The following is a 19,299-nucleotide window of genomic DNA, read 5'->3' as shown; positions in this document are numbered from 1 at the left end:
TCCCCGGTACACCAGCGGTTACGGCGAGCCCGCCGCAATCGCAGTAGACTCGACAACCTTGTTTTCCGAGCGTTCGCGTGCGCATTGCCGTGCGTGTGTAGCGTTCGCTCGGCTCATCGCGGTGAAGGAGTTCAGTTTGCCCGACCTCACTCAGGATCGTGCCGCCAGTGACGGCGCGCCGGAGCTGACCCGCGAGACCGAGCAGGAACAGGCGTACCTCTCGGTGCTGTACGACCGGCTCGACGAAATGCGCGAGTACGCGCGCAACCGGTTACGCACCGTGCTGCTGGAATCCGGCGGCACCCCGCAGGCGCGCAGCGAGCGCGAATCGTTCAGCCACCTCTACACCGAGGATCTGGCCAAATACGATGCGGCCGAACACGGTCTGTGTTTCGGCCGGATCGATCTGGCCGACGAGTACCGCTACATCGGCAGGCTCGGCATCCTCGACGAGAAGGACGACTACGAGACGCTGCTGCTGGACTGGCGCGCCCCGCTGGCCCGCCCGTTCTACCTGGCCACCACCGCCGCACCGGACGGCGTGACCCGGCGCAGGCACATCCGCTCGCGCAACCGCAGTGTCACCGCGATCAACGACGAATACCTCGATCTGGACGCCGCCCGCCGGGCAGGCGCGACCGACGACGACGGCGGGGTCGGCAGCGAGAGCGCGCTGCTCGCCGCGCTCAACGCGGCCCGCACCGGGCACATGAACGACATCGTCGAGACCATCCAGCACGAGCAGGACGCGATCATCCGCTCGGAGCACAAGAGCGTGCTGGTCGTGCAGGGCGGGCCGGGCACCGGCAAGACCGCCGTCGCGCTGCACCGCGCCGCCTACCTGCTCTACACCTACCGCCAGCAGCTGGCCAAGAGCGGCGTGCTGATCATCGGGCCGAACGCCACCTTCCTGGACTACATCGGTCAGGTGCTCCCCTCGCTCGGTGAGACCGGCGTGCTGCTGTCCACCATCGGCGACCTCTACCCGGGTGTGAAAGCCGCTAGGGAGGATTCGTTGCGGGCCGGCGAGATCAAGGGCTCGCTGGACATGCTGGAGGTGCTCAAGCAGGCGGTCCGCGACCGGCAGGAAGTACCGGCCGAACCGATCCGGCTCAGCTTCGACGGCTACCCGGTGACGTTGGACCGCAAGATCGCCACCAAGGCCCGCGGCCGGGCTCGCTCCTCGCGCAGGCCGCACAACCTGGCCAGGCCGATCTTCACCAGCGCGGTGATCGACGCGCTCACCGATCAGCTGGCCGAGACGATGGGCGCCGATCTGTCGGGCGGCCCGAGCCTGTTGAGCCGCACCGACATCGCCGAGATCCGCGACGAGATGCGGGCCGATCAGGAGATCCAGCAGGCCATCGGCACGCTGTGGCCGCTGCTGTCCCCGCAGGACGTGCTCGCCGATCTGCTGGCCGACCCCAAGCGGCTCGACCGGGTCGCGAGCACGTTGTCCGCCGAGGACCGCGCCGAGCTGGTGCGACCGGACAACGGCGAATTCAGCGCCGCCGACGCCCCGCTGCTCGACGAGCTGGCCGAGTTGCTCGGCGTGGACGACACCGAGGAGCGCGAACGTTCCCGGCGCCGCTGGCGCGCACAGCTGGCCGAGGCGCAGGACGCGCTCGACATCCTGACCGGTTCGGCGCCACAGGATCTGGAAGACGACCTCGATCCGGAGATCCTGATGGCCTACGACCTGATCGACGCGAGCCAGCTGGCCGAACGCCAGGACGTGCGCACCAGGCAGACCACCGCCGAGCGCGCCGCGGGCGACCGCACCTGGACCTACGGGCACGTCATCGTGGACGAGGCGCAGGAGCTCTCGGAGATGGCCTGGCGAATGGTGATGCGGCGCATCCCGAATCGCTGGATCACAGTAGTCGGCGATGTCGCGCAGACCGGCGACCCGGCCGGCGCCTCGTCCTGGCAGCGGGTGCTGGAACCGTATGTGGCCAAACGGTGGAAGCTCACCGAGCTGACCGTCAACTACCGGACCCCGGCCGAGATCATGGACGTGGCCGCGGACGTGCTCGCCGCGATCGATCCGGCGGCGTCGGCGCCGCGCTCGGTGCGCGACAGCGGCAACCCGCCGCGCGGGTACCGCGTCGCCGCGAGCGACGTGCGCGACCAGATCGCGAAGCTGGTCGCCGGGGAGACCGGGCCGGGCACCACCGCGGTGATCGCGCCGCACGCGCTGGTCGAGGAGCTGGCCGAGCTGGCCGGTGAATCGGTGCGGGTGCTGACCGTGCACGATGTGAAGGGGCTGGAGTTCGACGCGGTGTATCTGGTGGAGCCGCAAGCGATCCTGGACGAATCACCGCGTGGGCTCAACGACCTGTACGTCGCGCTGACTCGTGCGACGCAGCGGCTGGGTGTGGTGCACAGCGAGGAACTGCCGGAGGTGTTGCGCGCGCTGCGCTGAAAAGTGCGCTCTGCGTTGCGATCCGGTCGTACGTCTGCCGCGCATCCTACGTCGGAAAAAGCTGGCGCAAACGCGAGAACTCCGCATCACACCAATGGGTGCAATGCGGAGTTCTCCGAAGTTCTGCTAGCGAACGGTGTGCACGATCAGCACATCCGAGCGCGACTTGCGGGCGACGTCCGACGGGACGGAGCCGAGCAGGCGACCGGTCAGCGTGTTCAGCCCACGGTTACCGACCACGAGCAGATCGGCGTCCACTTCCTTGGTCAGCGTGAGCAGCGACTCGACCGGCTCGCCGACCACGGCACGCTCGACGATGTCCACCGCGCCCGCGGCCGCGGCCTTGTCCCGCGCGGTGCGCAGGATCTCGTTGGTGGGGGCGGACCCGCGCACCTGGTAGGCCTCTTCCTTGAGCACATCGGCGGCGGCGGCCACGTCGCGATCGTCGGTCGGGTAGTAGGCACACGCGATGACCAGGGTCGCGGCGGACACTCCAGCCAGCGCCGCGGCCTTCTCGACGGCGACGTATGACGAGTCCGAGCCATCAGTACCGACAACAATGGTCCGGTAGGCGGTCATTCTCTCCTCCAACTGTGCGGTTTAAGGGTGCCTACGTCCGGGTTCCATACCAAGACGTGCCCCGGCGCAGCGACTTGGGTCGACCCTAGCGGCAAACGGACCGGAAGTAACAGCAATCGCGACACATCACATCGGAGGTGTCCGGGTATTGGCGTCACACGTTCGCCAGGAAATGCCGGAAGGCCATCGGCAACCAGCGCGGACACAATTGTCCGGCCGGTAAACTGTGATCGAGCACAACCCACGTGAACGATCTTGTCCCCCTGGGATATTCGTCACATACCAGCGTCGATCGAACAGACATCAGCCCGCCTCGGCGCGCGAATCTCGCACCGGGACGGGCCGTCCGAGCCTGGGACTAGCGTGCCATTACGGCCACTGCCGGTAGTTCGCCCAGAATAAGCCCAGAATCGCTCCGATGATGTCCATGCGTTCCTCTCCTGCAGTAAAAAGGACGCGCAATATTAGCGCGGCAAGCAAGATCAGAGGTCGAAAAGCGGTCCGGTGATGGTCAATCCGAGGTCATCGACGTGGGCGAAGAACGCGAACAGCATCAACGCGGCACCGGCGAGCGCCACGTTCTTGTTGAAGTTGACCATCTCGCCCTGCTTGGCCTGCGGATCGGTTTCCTTCCAGAACGGGTGCATCAGCACCGCCGTCACCAGCAACAGCACCGCGAGCAGCAGCGAACCGAGATCGGCCCACACGCCGAGCAGCACGCTGAGCCCGCCGAGGCCGAACAGCGCACCCGAGCCGAGCACCGAGAGCTTCGCCATCGGCACCCCCTTGCTCGCCGCGTAACCCGCCATCGCCTCGGTCTGCATGACGTGACCGAGCGCCGAGCTCAGGAACAACACCGCGAACAACACCCGTCCGATCAACACCACGACATCCATGTCCAGCTCCCTCAATTGGCTGACAGTAGGTAGTGCAACATTCAACTAAGAGTTCCGGAAGGTATTCCCGAGCCCGTGGTCGAATGGTCGAATACGGTCGGCCCGGCGACTATGTCCTGGTCGGCAAGACCTTTGCCGTGACCTCGTTGCGCGAGCGTAGCGAATTCTTGGCGTATTCCAGTGGAGCCATTCCGACTTCCGCGGTGAACTCTCGCGAGAAGTGCGCCTGATCGAAGTATCCCAGTTCGGCGGCCAATGCGGCGAGATCTTCGGTCCGGCCGCGCGCGAGCAGTTCGGCGCCGTCTTGCAGCCGGTAACGGCGCAGCACCCACTTCGGGCCTGCGCCGACGTAGCGCCGGAACATCCGCTGCAAGGTGCGGGTGGGTATGCCGAATCGGTCGGTGATCTGATCGACCCTGGTCAGCTCCGCATCCCCGGCCATCGCGTCGATGATGCGCAGCACCGAGTGGTAGGTCGGATCATCGGCGGCGGGCCGGGCCGCGAGGAACTCGTCGAGCACGGCGCCGCGCTGCTCGTCGGTGGCCGCGTCCAGGACGCGGTCGGTCAGCCCGCGGGCGTCGGGCATGACGTCGGTCAGGTCGACGGTGGTGTCGCGGAACGAACCGACGTCGAGTCCGGTGTAGGCGCCGAAGCCGCCCGCGCGGAAGCGCACGCCGAACACCTCGCCCGCTCCGTGGAGTTCCCGGATGAATTTCGTCGTGCACACGCCGGTGACGAAACCGCCTGTGCGGGTTGCGGATCGCTCGAAGGTGACGTTGACGCTCGGATAGGAGAGCACCTCCGCCCGGTACGGCGGCCTGCCGCGCAGATCCCAGCGCACCGACCAGTACCACTCGACGAAACGGTCCACCGCTGGGCCTGCCGGTAGCCGGGTCAGGGAGCGGTACTTGGCCTGTTCGTCCGGGTGCAGGATGCCGGTGGTGTCGGCGGGCGCGACCGGGTTCCTCGGCAGTCCCGACGCGGAATCAGTGCTGCCCGGCATGGTTTCGCTCCCGTCGGGCACCGTGTCGCTTTCTTACAAGACCGGCGCCACCCGCCCGACCAGGATTGCTGTCATGACGAACACCGTGAACCCCATCGCCGACGGCTACCACTCCATCACCTGTTTCCTCGCGGTCGGCGACGGCAATAAGGCCATCGATTTCTACTCCGCCGTCTTCGGCGCCGAGGTGATCACCCGCAACGATCTGCCCGACGGTCAGCCCGCACACGCCGAACTGAAGATCGGCGACTCGACCCTTCAGCTGGGCATGCCGATCCCGGACAACAACGTGCTCGCCCCGAACGGCGAGTGGGTGCACACCTCGATCGTGCACTACTGCCCCGACGTCGACGGGGTGATCAAACGCGCCATCGAACACGGCGCCCGCAGTGCCGAAGAACCCCAAACCTTCGTCACCGGAGACCGTTTCGGCGTGGTCATCGACCCCTTCGGCCACCGCTGGGCCGTCATCACCAAGGTCGAAGACGTCTCCCGCGAGGAAGCCGAACGCCGCGTCAACGAGTGGATGGCCACCCAGGGCTGAGCCCCAATCCCGCACCCCTTCTTGCGGCGAACACGGTGTGTCGCACGGCAAGTCGGTGTGCGGGAACCGAAAGGTGGTGCGGGAACTCAGCAGGTGTGCGGTCGCACCCCTGCCCCTCGTCCGGGACGGAAGCGCGGCGACGGCACTCAACTCAGTCCGGCGGCGTCCATGCCGCGCAGTTCCTTCTTCAGGTCGGCGATCTCATCGCGCAGCCGGCCAGCGAGCTCGAATTGCAGCTCGCGGGCCGCGTTCATCATCTGCGCGGTGAGTTCCTTGACCAGGTCGGCGAGTTCGGCGCGCGGCATCGACTTGATGTCACGGCCCTCGTAGACGCCCGCGCTGACCGCGCGGCCCGGCTCGCCCTGAGCGCGACGGCCGCGGCTGGAGTTGCGGCCGGAGCCGCCGACCTCCACCTCGGTCTCCTCGGCCTCCCGGTACACCTGGTCGAGGATGTCGGCGATCTTCTTGCGCAACGGTTTCGGGTCGATGCCCTGCTCCGTGTTGTAGGCGACCTGCTTGGCCCGGCGCCGGTCGGTCTCGTCGATGGCGTGCCGCATCGAGTCGGTGATCTTGTCGGCGTACATGTGCACCTCGCCGGACACGTTGCGCGCCGCGCGGCCGATGGTCTGGATCAGGCTGGTGCTGCTGCGCAGGAAGCCTTCCTTGTCCGCGTCGAGGATCGCGACCAGCGACACCTCGGGCAGGTCGAGACCCTCGCGCAGCAGGTTGATGCCGACGAGCACGTCGTATTCGCCGAGCCGCAGCTGACGCAGCAGTTCGACGCGGCGCAGCGTGTCGATCTCCGAGTGCAGGTACCGCACCCGCACGCCGAGCCCGAGCAGATAGTCGGTGAGGTCTTCGGCCATCTTCTTGGTGAGCGTGGTGACCAGCACCCGCTCGTCCTTCTCGGTGCGCAGCCGGATCTCGTGCACCAGGTCGTCGATCTGGCCCTTGGTCGGCTTGACCACGACCTGCGGGTCGACCAGACCGGTCGGGCGGATGACCTGCTCGACGACCTCGCCGCCGACCTGGCCCAGTTCGTACGGGCCGGGGGTGGCCGACAGATACACCGCCTGGCCGATCCGTTCGGCGAACTCCTCCCAGGTGAGCGGTCGGTTGTCCACCGCGGAGGGCAGCCGGAAGCCGAACTCCACCAGGTTGCGCTTGCGCGACATGTCGCCCTCGTACATGCCGCCGATCTGCGGCACCGTCACGTGCGACTCGTCGATGACGAGCAGGAAGTCGTCGGGGAAGTAGTCGAGCAGCGTCGCGGGCGCCGAGCCGGCCGGGCGGCCGTCGATGTGGCGCGAGTAGTTCTCGATGCCGGAGCAGAAGCCGACCTGCCGGATCATCTCCAGGTCGTACTGGGTGCGCATGCGCAGCCGCTGCGCCTCGAGCAGTTTGCCCTGCCGCTCCAGCTCGGCCAGCCGCTGCTCCAGCTCGGTCTCGATGTCGCGGACCGCGCGCTCCATCCGGTCCGGGCCCGCCACATAGTGGGTGGCCGGGAAGATGCGCAGCATGTCCACCTGGCGCACCACATCGCCGGTGAGCGGGTGCAGGTAGTACAGCGCCTCGATCTCGTCGCCGAAGAACTCGATGCGGACCGCAAGCTCCTCGTAGGACGGGATGATCTCGACGGTGTCGCCGCGCACCCGGAACGAGCCGCGGGTGAACGCCATGTCGTTGCGGGTGTACTGCACGTCGACGAGCAGGCGCAGCAGTGCGTCGCGGTCCACCTCGGTGCCGACCTCGAGCTGCACCGAACGATCGAGGTAGGACTGCGGGGTGCCGAGGCCGTAGATGCACGACACCGACGCGACCACCACCACGTCGCGGCGCGACAGCAGGCTCGACGTCGCCGAGTGCCGCAGCCGCTCGACGTCGTCGTTGATCGAGCTGTCCTTCTCGATGTAGGTGTCGGTCTGGGCGATGTACGCCTCGGGTTGGTAGTAGTCGTAGTACGAGACGAAGTACTCGACGGCGTTGTTCGGCAGCATCTCCCGCAGCTCGTTGGCCAGCTGGGCGGCGAGCGTCTTGTTCGGGGCCATTACCAGCGTCGGGCGCTGGAGCCGTTCGATGAGCCACGCGGTGGTCGCCGACTTACCGGTGCCGGTGGCGCCGAGCAGCACGACGTCGCGCTCCCCCGCCCTGATCCGGCGTTCCAGCTCCTCGATGGCGGCGGGCTGGTCACCGGCGGGCACGTGCTCACTGACTACCTGGAAGCGCCCGTCGGTGCGCTCGATCTCGCCGACGGGCCGGTGCTCGGAGTGCGCGAGCGGGGTCTCGGCCGCCGCCCTCTCCGCGTAGCCTTCCGTCGGAATCTCGGTTGCGAATGCCATGTTCACCAGCCTAAGCCCAGCCACCGACAGATTCTCTGGTCGCGCGGGCGGTGGCTGCCGCGGACCGGGGTGAGCGGGTTTCGGTCAGCGTCGCCGTAGCGTCCTCGCGCCGAGTACCCGGATTATTGAACGACGGTCGTTGCTCGCGCATTCCCAGCAATCCATTCCTGGCCGCCCGGGCGCTGGCCGCATACGCCCAGCCGCCATTGTTCCCAGTTCCGCCGCACATGGCGAGACAACACGAGCGCACCAATGCCGTTTCACTTTCGACCGGCGATATGTGTCCGAAATGTCCTTTGCCGCAACACAATTCGTAGCCAAAAACATATCGCGTCATTGCGCCCACCCACCATTCCCCAGGTGTACGCTGATTTGGTTGTTCGGACAACGCGTTCGGATGTGGCGAAGAACAAGAGCCATGAGAGGTCTGATTCCATTGCTCAATACCGTGCCGACCACCGGCTTCGCAGGAACTATCGCCCGGCACCTCCGCGCAGCGGTCCCCGGACTGAATCAGAACGCCACTGCCGCCGCATCGAACACCGCATTACCGCCCGGGCACCCACCGCACCGGCCGCACATCGAGTTCTTCAACCTCGCGGAACTCACCAGCACCGACTGCAAGGGCTTCGTCCGCCAGGTCGAGCGCTACCACCACGAACCGTGGGGCGTGTACATGGCCCGCATCGTGCCCGTCCCGCACCGCCACTACCTCGAGTGCTGGCTGCTGCCCGCGCTTTCGCTGCGTGTGACGCTGACCCGCCGCAACCCGGCGCATCACGTGGATCACGATTTCCACCTGGATATCGGCGAGTTCACCGAGATCGAGCCGAAGCATTGGAAGGCCGTCGACCACTACCTCGACATCGAGGTGCACCGCGGCCACAATGTCGAACTGCTCGGCGTCGACGAGCTGCTGGCCGCCCACGCGGCCGGATTGGTGGACACCGCACAGGCGCACCGGGCCTTCGAGTGCGCGACGGCCGCGCTGGACGGACTCGCCGCCAACGACCACTGCGTCGAGGACTGGCTGGCCACCCATGGCATCACGCTCACCTGGATGTAACCCTCGGGTCACTCGACTCCGGCGGGGCGGCGGTAGATTCTGAATGCATGACCCAGGCACCTTCCGTCGACGTACATCGGCCCAAGGTCGAGTACTTCGACCTCGCGGCGCTGACCAACACCGATCCCAAGGGATTCGTGCGGCCGGTCGAGCGGTACCAGGTGGAGCCGTGGGGCCTGTACATGGCGCGCACCTCGGACCACGAGCAGTTCCACTACATCGAATCGTGGCTGCTGCCCGACCTGGCGCTGCGTGCCAGCGTCTTCCACTACCACCCTGAGCACCAGCGCGACCAAGACTTCTACCTGGACCTGGGCGAGTTCGGCCAACTGGAGCCGGACCGCTGGAAGTCGGTGGACCACTACCTCGACATCGTCGTGCGCACGGGCCGCGATACCGAACTGCTCGACGTCGACGAACTGCTCGCCGCGCACACGGCCGGGCTACTCACCGCCGCCGAGGCCCAGGCCGCCATCGAGACCGCGACCACCGCCATCGACGGCATCGCCGCCAACGGCTACAGCCTGGACCGCTGGCTGCAATCCCGCGGCGTCACCCTCACCTGGCTCTAGTTTCCGGCCTGCGCGCGCCCGACGGCAACGCCGCTAGCGATCCCGCCAAGCCTGCATGCGGGGGTAGGCGGCGGCGAACCAGGGCTCTTTGACGTCGAGGTAGGCGATCGTCGCCGCCTCGCCGGTCAGCCCGGTCGCCTTCGCCTCCGCCGCACGCTTGACCTCGAGGTACTCGGCGCGGGCGTCGGCGTCGGCGCGCAACCAGTCACGGAACAGCAGCGCGTACTCCTGCCCGGGCGTACCGGCCACGCGCACATGCACATTGGCGAGGCGGCCGGGGTCGGCGTTCTGGTGGTAGCGCTTGGTCCACAACGTGACGTCCGTGCCCGCCGGATCCTGCGCCGTCGGCCTCGGGCAGTCTTCCGTAATCTCCGGTCGCACCGGAAATCCCGCCGCCCCCAACGCATCCCGCAGGCCGTCGGCCGCCGCGAGGTCCGCGACGGTGATCTGTAGGTCGAGCACGTCCTTGGCGGGCAACTCCGGCACGGCGGTCGAGCCGATGTGATCGATGCGCGACGCCGCCGCCCCGCACGCCACCCACAGCCTGGCGATGAGCCGCTGCGCCTGCACGGCCCAGTCCGGGTTCGCCGGCACGAGCCGGATGTCTTTCTTGCGCGCGGGCGTCCCGGCACGGAGGTTGCGCTCGAACGGCACCAGCCGCTCCTGCCACAGCCGCCGCACCTCGTCCTCGATCGCCGCGGGCGCGCCACTGTTGTCGAGCAGCACGTCGGCGACCGCGCGGCGCTGTTCGTCGGTGGCCTGCGCGGCAATACGCGCCCGCGCATCGGCTTCGGCGACGCCGCGGAATTCGACCAGCCTGCGCAGCCGAGTTTCCGCATCGACATCGACGACAATTACCAAGTTCATCAATGGTGCGAGACCATTCTCGACCAGCAGCGGAATATCCTGCACAACAATGGCGTCGGGCGCGGCCGCGGAAATGAGTTCGGCGGTGCGCTTGCCGACCAGCGGATGCGTAATCGAATTCAGGGTCGCCCGCGATTCCTCGTCCGCGAAAGCCTTGGCCGCCAGGGCGGGCCGGTCCAGGCTGCCGTCGGCCGCCAGGATCTCGGTGCCGAACGCGTCAACGAGCGCCGCCAGGCCCTCGGTACCCGGCGCGACCACCTCCCTGGCGATCAGGTCGGAATCGATGATCACCGCGCCGAGATCGGCGAGAATTCGCGCCACCGTCGACTTGCCCGCTCCCATGCCTCCGGTGAGGCCGATCCGCAACATCGGACCAGTCTCGCATCCCCCGGCCGGGGCGGCCTGCGCGCCCACACCGCCGGGCAGTGCCGCAAGGACCGACGTTCGACTTCGGCGACACAATCAGCCCGATTACCCATCCAGGCCGCGCTTTCCACCTGCCGCCGCCGTAATTGCCCGATCCGTGACGAGGCCGAGACCATTTCGCAACAATTCCGGCCGGACCCGGTACTCGGACGACAACTTTCCGACACGCCGACCCAATTACTTGCGCAAAATACTCTGCACGGCACTTTCGTTCGGCTAATCTTCGCCGTGGCGATCCAGGGCGCCAGCACCAGCAAGCAAAGGAACAGCATTGGGCACCAGATACAACCAGACGGCTCGCCACCGCCTGGGCATGGCGGGTGGCGTGCACTGCACCCAGATCCCCGCCGTCGCGGCCGCGTTAGCCGAACACCGCCGCACATGGTTCAGCGCGTTGATCAGCCCGGCCCGGCACAGCTTCGCCGCTATGCGAAAACGCTCCGCCGTCCCGTCGGTCCGGTGGGTGCCCGCCACCGCGAGCTGAGGCGTACACGTCGAGAAGTGGCCCAGCCCCCGCCAGGGCTGGGCCACTCTCATGCCCGAATCAACCCGCTCGGCTTGCGCCGGGTGCCGGGTTGTTGTGTCGGCATCGAATTCGGCGGCACCGGATAAGGGATCCCGGTCTCCGCCGTACCCAACGCGATATTCGGGCCGCATTGGGCGACCGCGGCATCCATTTTCGGTTTCGGGTCCGGCAGCACCGGTTTCGCGATATTCGGTGCCGAGCCGAAATCGAAGGTGGAGGTCATATCGCCGGTGACCCCGCGTCGCCACGCGGTCAGATTCGGCACCTCCACTCCGAACCTGGTTTCCAGCAGTCGCAGCTGTGAGGTGTGGTCGAACGTCTCCGACGCGACGAGACCGCCCCGGGTATACGGCGAAATCACCAGCGCCGGAACGCGATAGCCCAAACCTATCGGACCGGCGATGCCCGCCGAGGAGGACACGCGGTCGAGCGGCACGGTGAGGAACTCGCCGGGGGTGCCCGGTGGCGGGGTCGGCGGGGTGACGTGGTCGAAGAAGCCGCCATTCTCGTCGTAGCTGATGATCACCGCCGTCTTCTCCCACACCTTCGGGTTGGCGGTGAGGATGTCGAGCAGCTGCACGATGCCGAAGGCGCCGAATGCCGCGGGCAGCGCGGGATGTTCGCAGTTCAGCAGCGACGGGATCACCCAGGAGACGGCGGGCAGCGTGTCGTTGGCGACGTCGGCCTGAAAGTCGTTGGGGTAGACCGGTGCTCTACCGCGGCGCGCCAATTCCGAGTCGGGGTCGGCGGATTGGGTGAAGCAGCCGAGCATGCCGTCGAGCAGCACCGACGACAGCGGGCCGATGTCGCGGTTGTTGTAGACCTTCCAGCTGACGCCCGCCTCGGACAGGTTCTCCGGGTAGGTGCGCCAGCTGTAGACGTGCTGCGGGATCAGTTTGGGGGTTTCCACCAGCGGACCGCCTGCGCGGCCGTCCGGGTCGATGGTGGCGCTGATCCAGTACAGCCGGTTCGGGTCGGTGGGGCCGAGCACCGAGCAGTGGTAGTTGTCGCACAGGGTGAAGGCGTCGGCGAGCTCGGTATGGATCGGAATGTCTTCGGGCAGGTAATAACCCATGGCCGCGGGCGCGTTGGCCGGGCCGACGCTCTCGACCGACATCGGCATCCACTGGTCGTTGTCGCCGCCGTTCCAGGCGCGGTGCATGCCGCTCCAGCTGTGGTCCGGGTCGTTGATGCATTCGCCGTCGAGCGAGGCGCCGCGGGTGGTGTCGAGGCGGAACGGATTCAGGTAGCCGTCCGGGCCCGGGCCCGCACCAGGCGTCCAGCCGTACTGGCGCCAGGCGGCCGACGGGTCGTCGAACCCGCGGACGCCGGACAAGGAGCCGAAATAGTGGTCGAAGGAGCGGTTTTCCTGCATGAGCAAGACGAAGTGCTCGATATCGCCCAATCCGCCCAGGCCGGCGGGGTCGGCGGCGTAGGCCCGTTCGATGATCGGGTTGGCCCAAGATGCCAACGCGCCCACCGCACCGGCCGCCGCCGCCTTCGCTAGGAATTGTCTGCGATTGAGCCCGCTGAACGGCCCCGCTGCGCACATCTCTTCGGCCGACCTTTCCGCCAGGGCTGTCGAGCAGAATTTCGCGATCCGCGCCGACCCTACCCGACGTGCTGCGACACCGCAGAGAAAGATCGTTTAGCCGGATCGGAACGTGGGCGAAAGCACGGTGCGAGAGGGTGATTCCGCCTGGTTGCCGGAGGGCTGCCCGAATTGTCCCGCCGTTCTGAGTGTTTCACACCTTTTGCCCGCTTTCACCGTTTCGCGGGCACGGATTCCCGCGTGGGCGTGGTCATGTCGGCGACACCGCGCAGAAATTTCCGCCACACCAGCGCGGCGGTGGCACCGAAGCCGAGGCAGAGCCCGAGCCAGATGCCTGGTCCGTCCCAGCCGAGACCGAACCCGAACACGGCCATGGCGGGTACCCCGATGGCGAAGTAGCCGATCAGCGTGCTCTGCATCCCCGCCTTGGTGTTTCCGATGCCGCGCAGCAGGCCGATGGACAGGTTCTGCGAGCTCTTGCAGTACTGCTGGATGATCGCGAACCACAGCAGCGTCGAGGCGGCGGCGATGACGGCGGTGTCATCGTGGTGCGAGCCGAGGAACGGCGCGAGAACCGCGCCGGGGAACAGCACATAACCGAGGCCGACCACGGTCATGAAGGCGAAGCCCAGCAGCACGGTGCGCCGCGCGATGGCCGCCACCGCATGCCGGTCGCCCTGCCCGACCGTGCGGCTCACCAGGATCGAAGAGCCCTGGGACAGACCGATATTGACCTGGTAGACGATGTAGGCCAGCTGGTTGACGACATTGCTCGCGGCCAGCGCCACCGGCCCGAAGCTGCCCATCAGCACCGCGGCGATCGAGGTGATCGCCGCTTCCGCGCCGTAGGTCAGCGAGATCGGCGTGCCCATTCGGACGATGCGGGTCACCGTGGCCCGGTCCGCCTGCCACGCGCGCAGGGACAGCAGGTCGCCGAGCAGCGGGTCGCGCCGGACGGTGCGCAGGTAGATACCGAACGTCCAGAGCTGAACGAGGGTGGTGGACAGGCCGATCCCGGCCAGGCCGAGTTTCGGCACGCCGAACCAGCCGTAGATGAACAGCGCGTTGAGCAGTGCGTTGACGCCGATCGACAGCAACGTCACCCGCAACAGTGAGCCGGCCCGGCGCATGCCGACGGCGAACTGCCGCAACACGTTCAGCCAGAGCATCGGTATCAGGCCGGGGGCGAGGGTCCACATGATGGGGCGGGCCAGCTCGAGCACGTCGGGGGCCTGGCCGAGCCAGCGCAGCGCGTAGCCCAGCGCGATCAGCAACAGCGCGCCCGTCGTCGACGTCACCGTCGCCACGAAGGCCGCCGCGCGCACGAACCCGCGGATCTCGGCGCGCGCTTGCTCGTCGAGATCACCTCGCCCGGTGCGTTTTTCGCTACCGCCGACGGCCTCGGCGATCATGTTCCCGACACCGGTGATCATGCCGACGCACATAGTGCGCAGCTGGTTGTACAGCAGCAGCGCGAGCCCGCCCGCGGCGACGGCGGCGACGCCGAGCAGCCCCATCATCGCCAGATCGACCGTGGTCAGCGCCACCTGGGCCAGCTGGATACCCGCGATCGGCGCGGCCAGCGCGACGATGGCTCGATACTCTCGAAACGCCATGTGACCTAAGCTCCCGTCCGAACGCTGTATGCCGCCAGCCGCACCGATTCGTCGTACGCCCGGCAGAGCCTGATGATGCGCTGTTGCGCCGCCCGGTCCAGCAGTCCGCGTTCGCGCAGCCAGTCGTCGTCGTACACGGTGTCGAGGTACTTCTCCCCCGCGTCACACACCAGCACGATGACCGTGCTGCCCGCGGGCACATGCACGAGACGCCGCAACGCCACATGGATTGCGGCGCCGCCGGTTCCGCCGACGAGGATGCCGGTGCGCCGCGCGACCACCCGGGCGGTGGCGAACGCATCGATGTCGCCGACTCGGCAGTCCTCGTCGATGGCGTCGTATTTGACGTTGCCGCCCACCGGGAATCCGGCGGGGCTGCCCGCGCCGGTCTGCCAGTAGCCGCCTGCCGCGCCGCCGAAGATGATGGAGCCCATCGGTTCGACACCGAGGGCATGGACCCGCGAGCCGAGCCTGCGGAGTTCTTCGACCGTGCCGCAGAGGGATCCGCCGGTCCCGACGGCGCCGATCAGATAGTCGACGTCGGTGTCGATATCGGCGAGCAGTTCGTGGGCGAGTTCGCGGTAGCCCGCGTTGTTGTGTGGATTGTTGTGCTGGTCGGGGCGGTACGCACCGGTGCGGGCGGCGATCTCCGCCGCGATCCGCCTGCGCTCGACGGTGCTCGGCCCGCCGCCGCTGCCGCCGTCCACCGAAACCAGCTGGGCACCCATCGCTTTCATGGCCCGCAGCTTGTCCACGGCGGCGTGGCCGTCGACCACGGCGGTGAAGGTGTAGCCGCGTTCCAGGGCCATGAGCGCGAGTCCGGTGCCGGTGTTGCCGGAGGTCGGTTCGACGATGTGCCCGCCGGGGCGCAGTTCGCCGCTGCGTTCGGCCTGCAGCACCATTTCCCGCGCCATCCGCACCTTCGCCGAGCCGGTCGGGTTGAACTGCTCCAGCTTCAGCAGCAGGCGGGTGCCGGTGCCGGTGCGAATGAGTTCGAGCAGTGGGGTGGAGCCGATGAGCTCGGAGGCCGAGCGGACGACGTTCTCGCGACGCCGTGGGAGATGAGCCACGGCGTCGTGCGCAGCCGCTGGCCGGTGCGCGTCCGGTGCGGCTACGTATTCCTGCGTGTCTACCTGTCCAAGCGCCACAGGAACCGGCCTTCCTGATGTGTGACGACTACCTTCGGCGGCAATGGGAGCTGGTGGAATTCGCTCTCGTTCTTGTCCATCTGGTAGCCCGCCGTATTCGGATACAGCAGCAGGTCACCGCGGGCAGGCCGTTGCGGCAGCGGCACTTTGCGCCAGGTGAGGACGTCGTACTCCATGCAGCTCGCGCCGCCGACGCAGCTGGCGATCGGTTGTGCAGCCGGGTCCGTGCGCCGGGGCACCAGGATCGGATCCAGCAAAAACTCGCTGCCTTTCCACTGCTCGGACACGCTCATGCTGAGGCCGTGCACGGTGGTGATGCCGTAGTCGGCGTTCTGTTTGAAGCCGAGGACGGGGAACACGGTGAAGCCGGCATCGATCAACAGCGCCCGGCCGGGTTCGATGAACAGCTGGATGTCGTTGTCGCGCAGATGGCTTGCCAGTGTGCGACCGTCGAAGCCCGTAGTAAGGATGGCGTCCAGCATGTCGGCGCCGGTCGGCTCCTGCGCGTACGGATAGAACTTCTCGAATCGCTTGCCCGCGTGGAACCAGTCGTCGCGCCGATGGGCCAGGAAAGCCTGCCAATCGTCGTCTCCGACATAGCGGCAGGCGAAGCCGCCGCCAATGGAGAGGGCGGTGATCGGCAAGCCTTGCGCTTTCGTCTCGGCGCACAGCCGGATCAAGTCGTAGGCCAATTCGGCCCGCGGTGCGACGGCGTAACCATCGAGGTGGAACGAGAACCCGATCAACTCGAGCTGCGGCCGCCACTGCGCACACAGCGTGATCGCGGTCTCGAGATCTGTTGCCGATAAACCGAATCGACTGTGCGGTGCGTTCGGCGGCAACCGCCGCAACAGGATCCGCACCGGACCGGCACTCCGCGCGATCTCCGCCACCCGGGCCAGCTCGTCGAGGGCGTCGATCGCGACCACGCAGTCGTGCCTGGCGGCCAGCCGCAGCAGCGCATCGGTTTTGGCCGCTCCGGTCACTCCGATGTCGCGGCCGCGGATGCCGTGCGCCAGCGCGTGCACCAGTTCGGGCTCGCTGGCGACATCGACGGCACCGTCTAGATCGGCGATGGTGGGCAGCCAGCAGCCCGCCTTGTTCGCCTTCTTGCCGTAGTAGATCTGGCCGCGCACACCGTGTCCGGCCAGGGTTTTCTGGAAGGAGCGCAGGTTGCGCGCGAACTGCTCCGGATAGAGGACGTGGAACGGGCCCCCGACGGCGTGGTGGATGTCGAAGAGCAGCTGCGGGTCCGTGCGCACCCGGCGCTGCCATTCCTGTTCCAGCGCAGGCAGTGCGGGCAGATCGATGAGTGCGGCATTCAGGACCACAGTTCCACCCGCTGTCCACGTCCGGCCGCCACCGCGCGCGTCGCCAGCGCGTGCGCTACCGGGATGTCGGTGATGATCATGCCGCTGGCGAACGCGAACACCCGATCGTCGGCGCCGGATCGTCCCGGCGCCCGCCCCGCCACGATGTCGGGCAGTTCGGCATCGATCACCGGCCGCCCCTCCGGTCCCGCAAGCCGGGTGCCGGTGACGCCGAGTTGCCCTGCGCTGGTGGCGATCGCGTAGTCGGCGGCGCGTAACGCGCCGCTCTCGACCCCCTTGCTGGCCACCGAGATCAGCAGCCCACCCGGCGGCAGCCACTCGGTGCGCACCTTGGGATGCGCGGCCCTGCCGGAGGCGACGACGACGACGTCGGACTCGGTGACCGCCGCGGGCACATCGTCGACCAGTTCGATGTCCCGGTCCGGGAACCAGCGGTGCAGTGCCGCAATACTTTCCGCGATGCCGTCCGGGTGGGTGCCGAACAACCGCAGCCGCTCCAGGTTCGGCAGGGCGGTCAGCAAGTACGGCAACGTGTTCCGGCCTTGGACGCCGGTGCCGATCATCAGCGCGCTCGTAGCGCCCGCGCGGGCACAGTGTTTCGCGATGATCGCGGTGGTGGCCGGCGTGCGGGAGGCACCGACGCGCTGGCAGTCCATGAACGCGAACGGGAGGCCGGTGGTGTCGTCGTAGAGGCTGATCGTCGTGTAGTACTTGTCCGCGCTCTCGCTGCCCTGCCGGTAGGAGGTCTTGAAACCGAGCTGCTCGAGCGAACCGTCGTAGCCGAGCATCGAATACGACACCGCGTCGCGTTCGGTCTTCGGGATCGGCATCATCAGCTTCACCGGGCAGCGGGAATCGCCCTGCGCGTACGCCAGGTAGCCGTCCTCGACCAGGTCGATGACCTCGGCGGGCGGGATGTCGATATCGGCCAGATCGGTGCGCGTGAGGATGTGCAGTGCGTTGCTCATAGAACTCCGATGTCGTTGGGCGAATCGAGCAGCCGCCCGGACGGCGGCACCCCATCCACCGGGCTGCGGGCCGGCGCGCTCGCCACGAATGCCGTTGGGGCAGCACACATCCCGATCCGAGAAAAAGCCATGTCAGCATCGTAGACTATCGGTAATGATTTTCATTAGCATTATAAGTGAATTCGGACACATGCACCGAGTCGGGCGCGACATCCCCGCCGTTCCGGCGGATCCCGGGCCGATGGCTAACCTCGAGCTAACCTCCTGGCTGTGCCGATCAGGGAGGTGGTCTCGCGCTGCGCGCCGAAGGCGAAGCTGTGGTTGTGGCTCGCCTCCGCCGTCGTGTCCCTGACACTGGCCGCGGGCACCGTGTACTCCTGGACCCACGCCGGAAGCAGGCACGCGCCGGTCGCGGAGAAGGGCGTCACGGTGTCGAGTTATGCCGAGGCGGAAGCCGCGGTGACGCCACATCTCCCCCAGGATCGCGTCGTGCCCCGGGTATCCACCGGCGTGCTGTTGAACGCGCTGCAATTCATCAATGCCCACAACGTGAAAGCCACCGGACATATCTGGCAGCACATTCCGCCAGGATTTCCGGACGACATCGAGCCAGGCGTCCTGCTACTCGAGGCCGAGGACCCGCACTGCCCCAAAAAGGTGTTCGAGTATCCGCTCGGGGAGAACCGCGTGATCGTCTGGTCGTTCTCTACAATCATCCGGCAGCAATTCAACTACGAGGACTATCCGCTCGATCACCAGGACATCTGGCTGCGGATGCGCCCGGTCGACATGATCCATCCGGTCCAGCTGGTGCCCTCGTTCGAATCGTTCCCGCCGTGGGATGGCAAGGCCCTCAACGGATTGGACCCCGACCTCGTCTTCGGCGACTGGACACCGGACTACACGGTGTGGAGCCTGAACCGCCAGGAATACAGCATGCTGTCCCATCCCGGGCTGTCCAATACCGACGAGCTGTATTTCAACGTCGGCGTCAGCCGGGGCCTGCTCGGACCGATGCTCGGCCGGATCGTGCCGGTGCTGCTGCTCGCCGTCCTGATGTTCCTGTCGCTGTTCGTGATCACCACCGACCCCGACCGCCGGCCCATCTCGGGTTTCACCGCCTTCGCGATCATCACCTTCTCGGTGTCCACCGTGCTCGTCGTTGCGGTCAACGACAACGCGGCGCGCACCGAAATCGGCTCCGCGGGCATCTCCTACATCGAGTACTGGTATTTCACCCTCTACGTGATGACCCTGCTCGTCGCACTCAACGCCACCATGTTGCTGCACGGCGCCTTCAGCAAAGCTCTCGCCTGGCGCGACAACCTGCTCCCGAAGATCCTGTTCTGGCCACTGTTCACCGGCATCATGTTCGCCGCGACCCTCGGCTACCTCGGGGTCTGAAGAACCCGATCAGCGGGTCGCGAGCAACCATCCAGAC

16 protein-coding genes are annotated in these 19,299 nt (G+C 67.2%); 6 read left to right on the top strand and 10 right to left on the bottom strand.

From position 1 onward, the window contains the following. Positions 1–136: 136 nt before the first annotated feature. Positions 137–2,425: an ATP-binding domain-containing protein gene (locus DMB37_RS33065; protein WP_370465249.1), complete on the top strand. Its 2,289-nt coding sequence runs from the start codon at positions 137–139 to the stop codon at positions 2,423–2,425. Positions 2,426–2,551: 126 nt separating this feature from the next. On the opposite strand, the gene DMB37_RS33060 is transcribed toward DMB37_RS33065, so the two are convergent. The 3 genes from DMB37_RS33060 to DMB37_RS33050 form a co-directional block, all read right to left on the bottom strand. Then, a complete protein-coding gene (locus tag DMB37_RS33060) occupies positions 2,552–3,004 on the bottom strand; it encodes a universal stress protein (protein ID WP_014983412.1) in 453 nt (150 codons plus the stop codon). Between the two features lie 482 nt (positions 3,005–3,486). Next, complete coding sequence (locus DMB37_RS33055; RefSeq protein WP_370465247.1) at positions 3,487–3,915, bottom strand: DoxX family protein; 429 nt, start codon at positions 3,913–3,915, stop codon at positions 3,487–3,489. A 94-nt stretch (positions 3,916–4,009) separates the two neighbouring features. Then, the gene (locus tag DMB37_RS33050) at positions 4,010–4,903 is read right to left on the bottom strand and encodes a helix-turn-helix domain-containing protein (protein WP_135236021.1); all 894 of its coding nucleotides are present in this window, start codon (positions 4,901–4,903) and stop codon (positions 4,010–4,012) included. A 73-nt stretch (positions 4,904–4,976) separates the two neighbouring features. Here DMB37_RS33050 and DMB37_RS33045 point away from each other — a divergent pair, with 73 nt between their 5' ends. Continuing rightward, positions 4,977–5,447, top strand: coding sequence for a VOC family protein (locus tag DMB37_RS33045; RefSeq protein ID WP_135236020.1), 471 nt, complete (start codon positions 4,977–4,979; stop codon positions 5,445–5,447). 146 nt (positions 5,448–5,593) lie between these two features. Here DMB37_RS33045 and uvrB read toward each other — a convergent pair whose 3' ends face one another. Beyond that, positions 5,594–7,786, bottom strand: coding sequence for an excinuclease ABC subunit UvrB (gene uvrB / locus DMB37_RS33040; protein ID WP_240771763.1), 2,193 nt, complete (start codon positions 7,784–7,786; stop codon positions 5,594–5,596). A 418-nt stretch (positions 7,787–8,204) separates the two neighbouring features. Between uvrB and DMB37_RS33035 the strand changes: the two genes are divergently transcribed. Both DMB37_RS33035 and DMB37_RS33030 read left to right on the top strand, forming a co-directional pair. Beyond that, positions 8,205–8,852 (top strand): DUF402 domain-containing protein, encoded by a 648-nt coding sequence (locus DMB37_RS33035; protein WP_135236019.1) that lies wholly within the window; start codon positions 8,205–8,207, stop codon positions 8,850–8,852. Positions 8,853–8,899: 47 nt separating this feature from the next. Further along, positions 8,900–9,424: a DUF402 domain-containing protein gene (locus DMB37_RS33030; RefSeq protein WP_135236018.1), complete on the top strand. Its 525-nt coding sequence runs from the start codon at positions 8,900–8,902 to the stop codon at positions 9,422–9,424. A gap of 33 nt (positions 9,425–9,457) precedes the next feature. Here the strand turns inward: DMB37_RS33030 and coaE are convergent, their stop codons facing one another. Next, positions 9,458–10,660 (bottom strand): dephospho-CoA kinase, encoded by a 1,203-nt coding sequence (gene coaE / locus DMB37_RS33025; protein ID WP_135236017.1) that lies wholly within the window; start codon positions 10,658–10,660, stop codon positions 9,458–9,460. Positions 10,661–10,988: 328 nt separating this feature from the next. Here coaE and DMB37_RS33020 point away from each other — a divergent pair, with 328 nt between their 5' ends. After that, positions 10,989–11,201 carry a hypothetical protein gene (locus tag DMB37_RS33020; protein ID WP_135236016.1) on the top strand — a complete coding sequence of 71 codons (213 nt, stop codon included), beginning with the start codon at positions 10,989–10,991 and terminating at the stop codon, positions 11,199–11,201. Between the two features lie 49 nt (positions 11,202–11,250). Here DMB37_RS33020 and DMB37_RS33015 read toward each other — a convergent pair whose 3' ends face one another. The 5 genes from DMB37_RS33015 to DMB37_RS32995 form a co-directional block, all read right to left on the bottom strand. Further along, complete coding sequence (locus tag DMB37_RS33015; protein ID WP_135236015.1) at positions 11,251–12,795, bottom strand: phospholipase C; 1,545 nt, start codon at positions 12,793–12,795, stop codon at positions 11,251–11,253. A 212-nt stretch (positions 12,796–13,007) separates the two neighbouring features. After that, on the bottom strand, positions 13,008–14,411 hold the full coding sequence (locus DMB37_RS33010) for an MATE family efflux transporter (RefSeq protein WP_135236014.1): 1,404 nt from the start codon (positions 14,409–14,411) through the stop codon (positions 13,008–13,010). Positions 14,412–14,416: 5 nt separating this feature from the next. Then, positions 14,417–15,481: a PLP-dependent cysteine synthase family protein gene (locus DMB37_RS33005; RefSeq protein ID WP_135236013.1), complete on the bottom strand. Its 1,065-nt coding sequence runs from the start codon at positions 15,479–15,481 to the stop codon at positions 14,417–14,419. Positions 15,482–15,540: 59 nt separating this feature from the next. Beyond that, positions 15,541–16,890 (bottom strand): alanine racemase, encoded by a 1,350-nt coding sequence (locus tag DMB37_RS33000; protein WP_135236012.1) that lies wholly within the window; start codon positions 16,888–16,890, stop codon positions 15,541–15,543. Continuing rightward, on the bottom strand, positions 16,881–17,858 hold the full coding sequence (locus tag DMB37_RS32995; protein WP_135236011.1) for an ornithine cyclodeaminase: 978 nt from the start codon (positions 17,856–17,858) through the stop codon (positions 16,881–16,883). The genes DMB37_RS33000 and DMB37_RS32995 overlap by 10 nt, the downstream gene beginning before the upstream one ends. A 270-nt stretch (positions 17,859–18,128) precedes the next feature. On the opposite strand from DMB37_RS32995, the gene DMB37_RS32990 reads away from it, so the two are divergent. Beyond that, positions 18,129–19,262 (top strand): hypothetical protein, encoded by a 1,134-nt coding sequence (locus DMB37_RS32990; protein ID WP_135236010.1) that lies wholly within the window; start codon positions 18,129–18,131, stop codon positions 19,260–19,262. Positions 19,263–19,299: the final 37 nt, after the last annotated feature.

Source organism: Nocardia sp. CS682 (genome assembly GCF_004634405.1).
Classification (GTDB): Bacteria; Actinomycetota; Actinomycetes; order Mycobacteriales; family Mycobacteriaceae; genus Nocardia; species Nocardia ninae.
The sequence above is the reverse complement of the archived record's forward strand: the minus strand, read 5'-3'. Positions and strand labels throughout refer to the sequence as shown.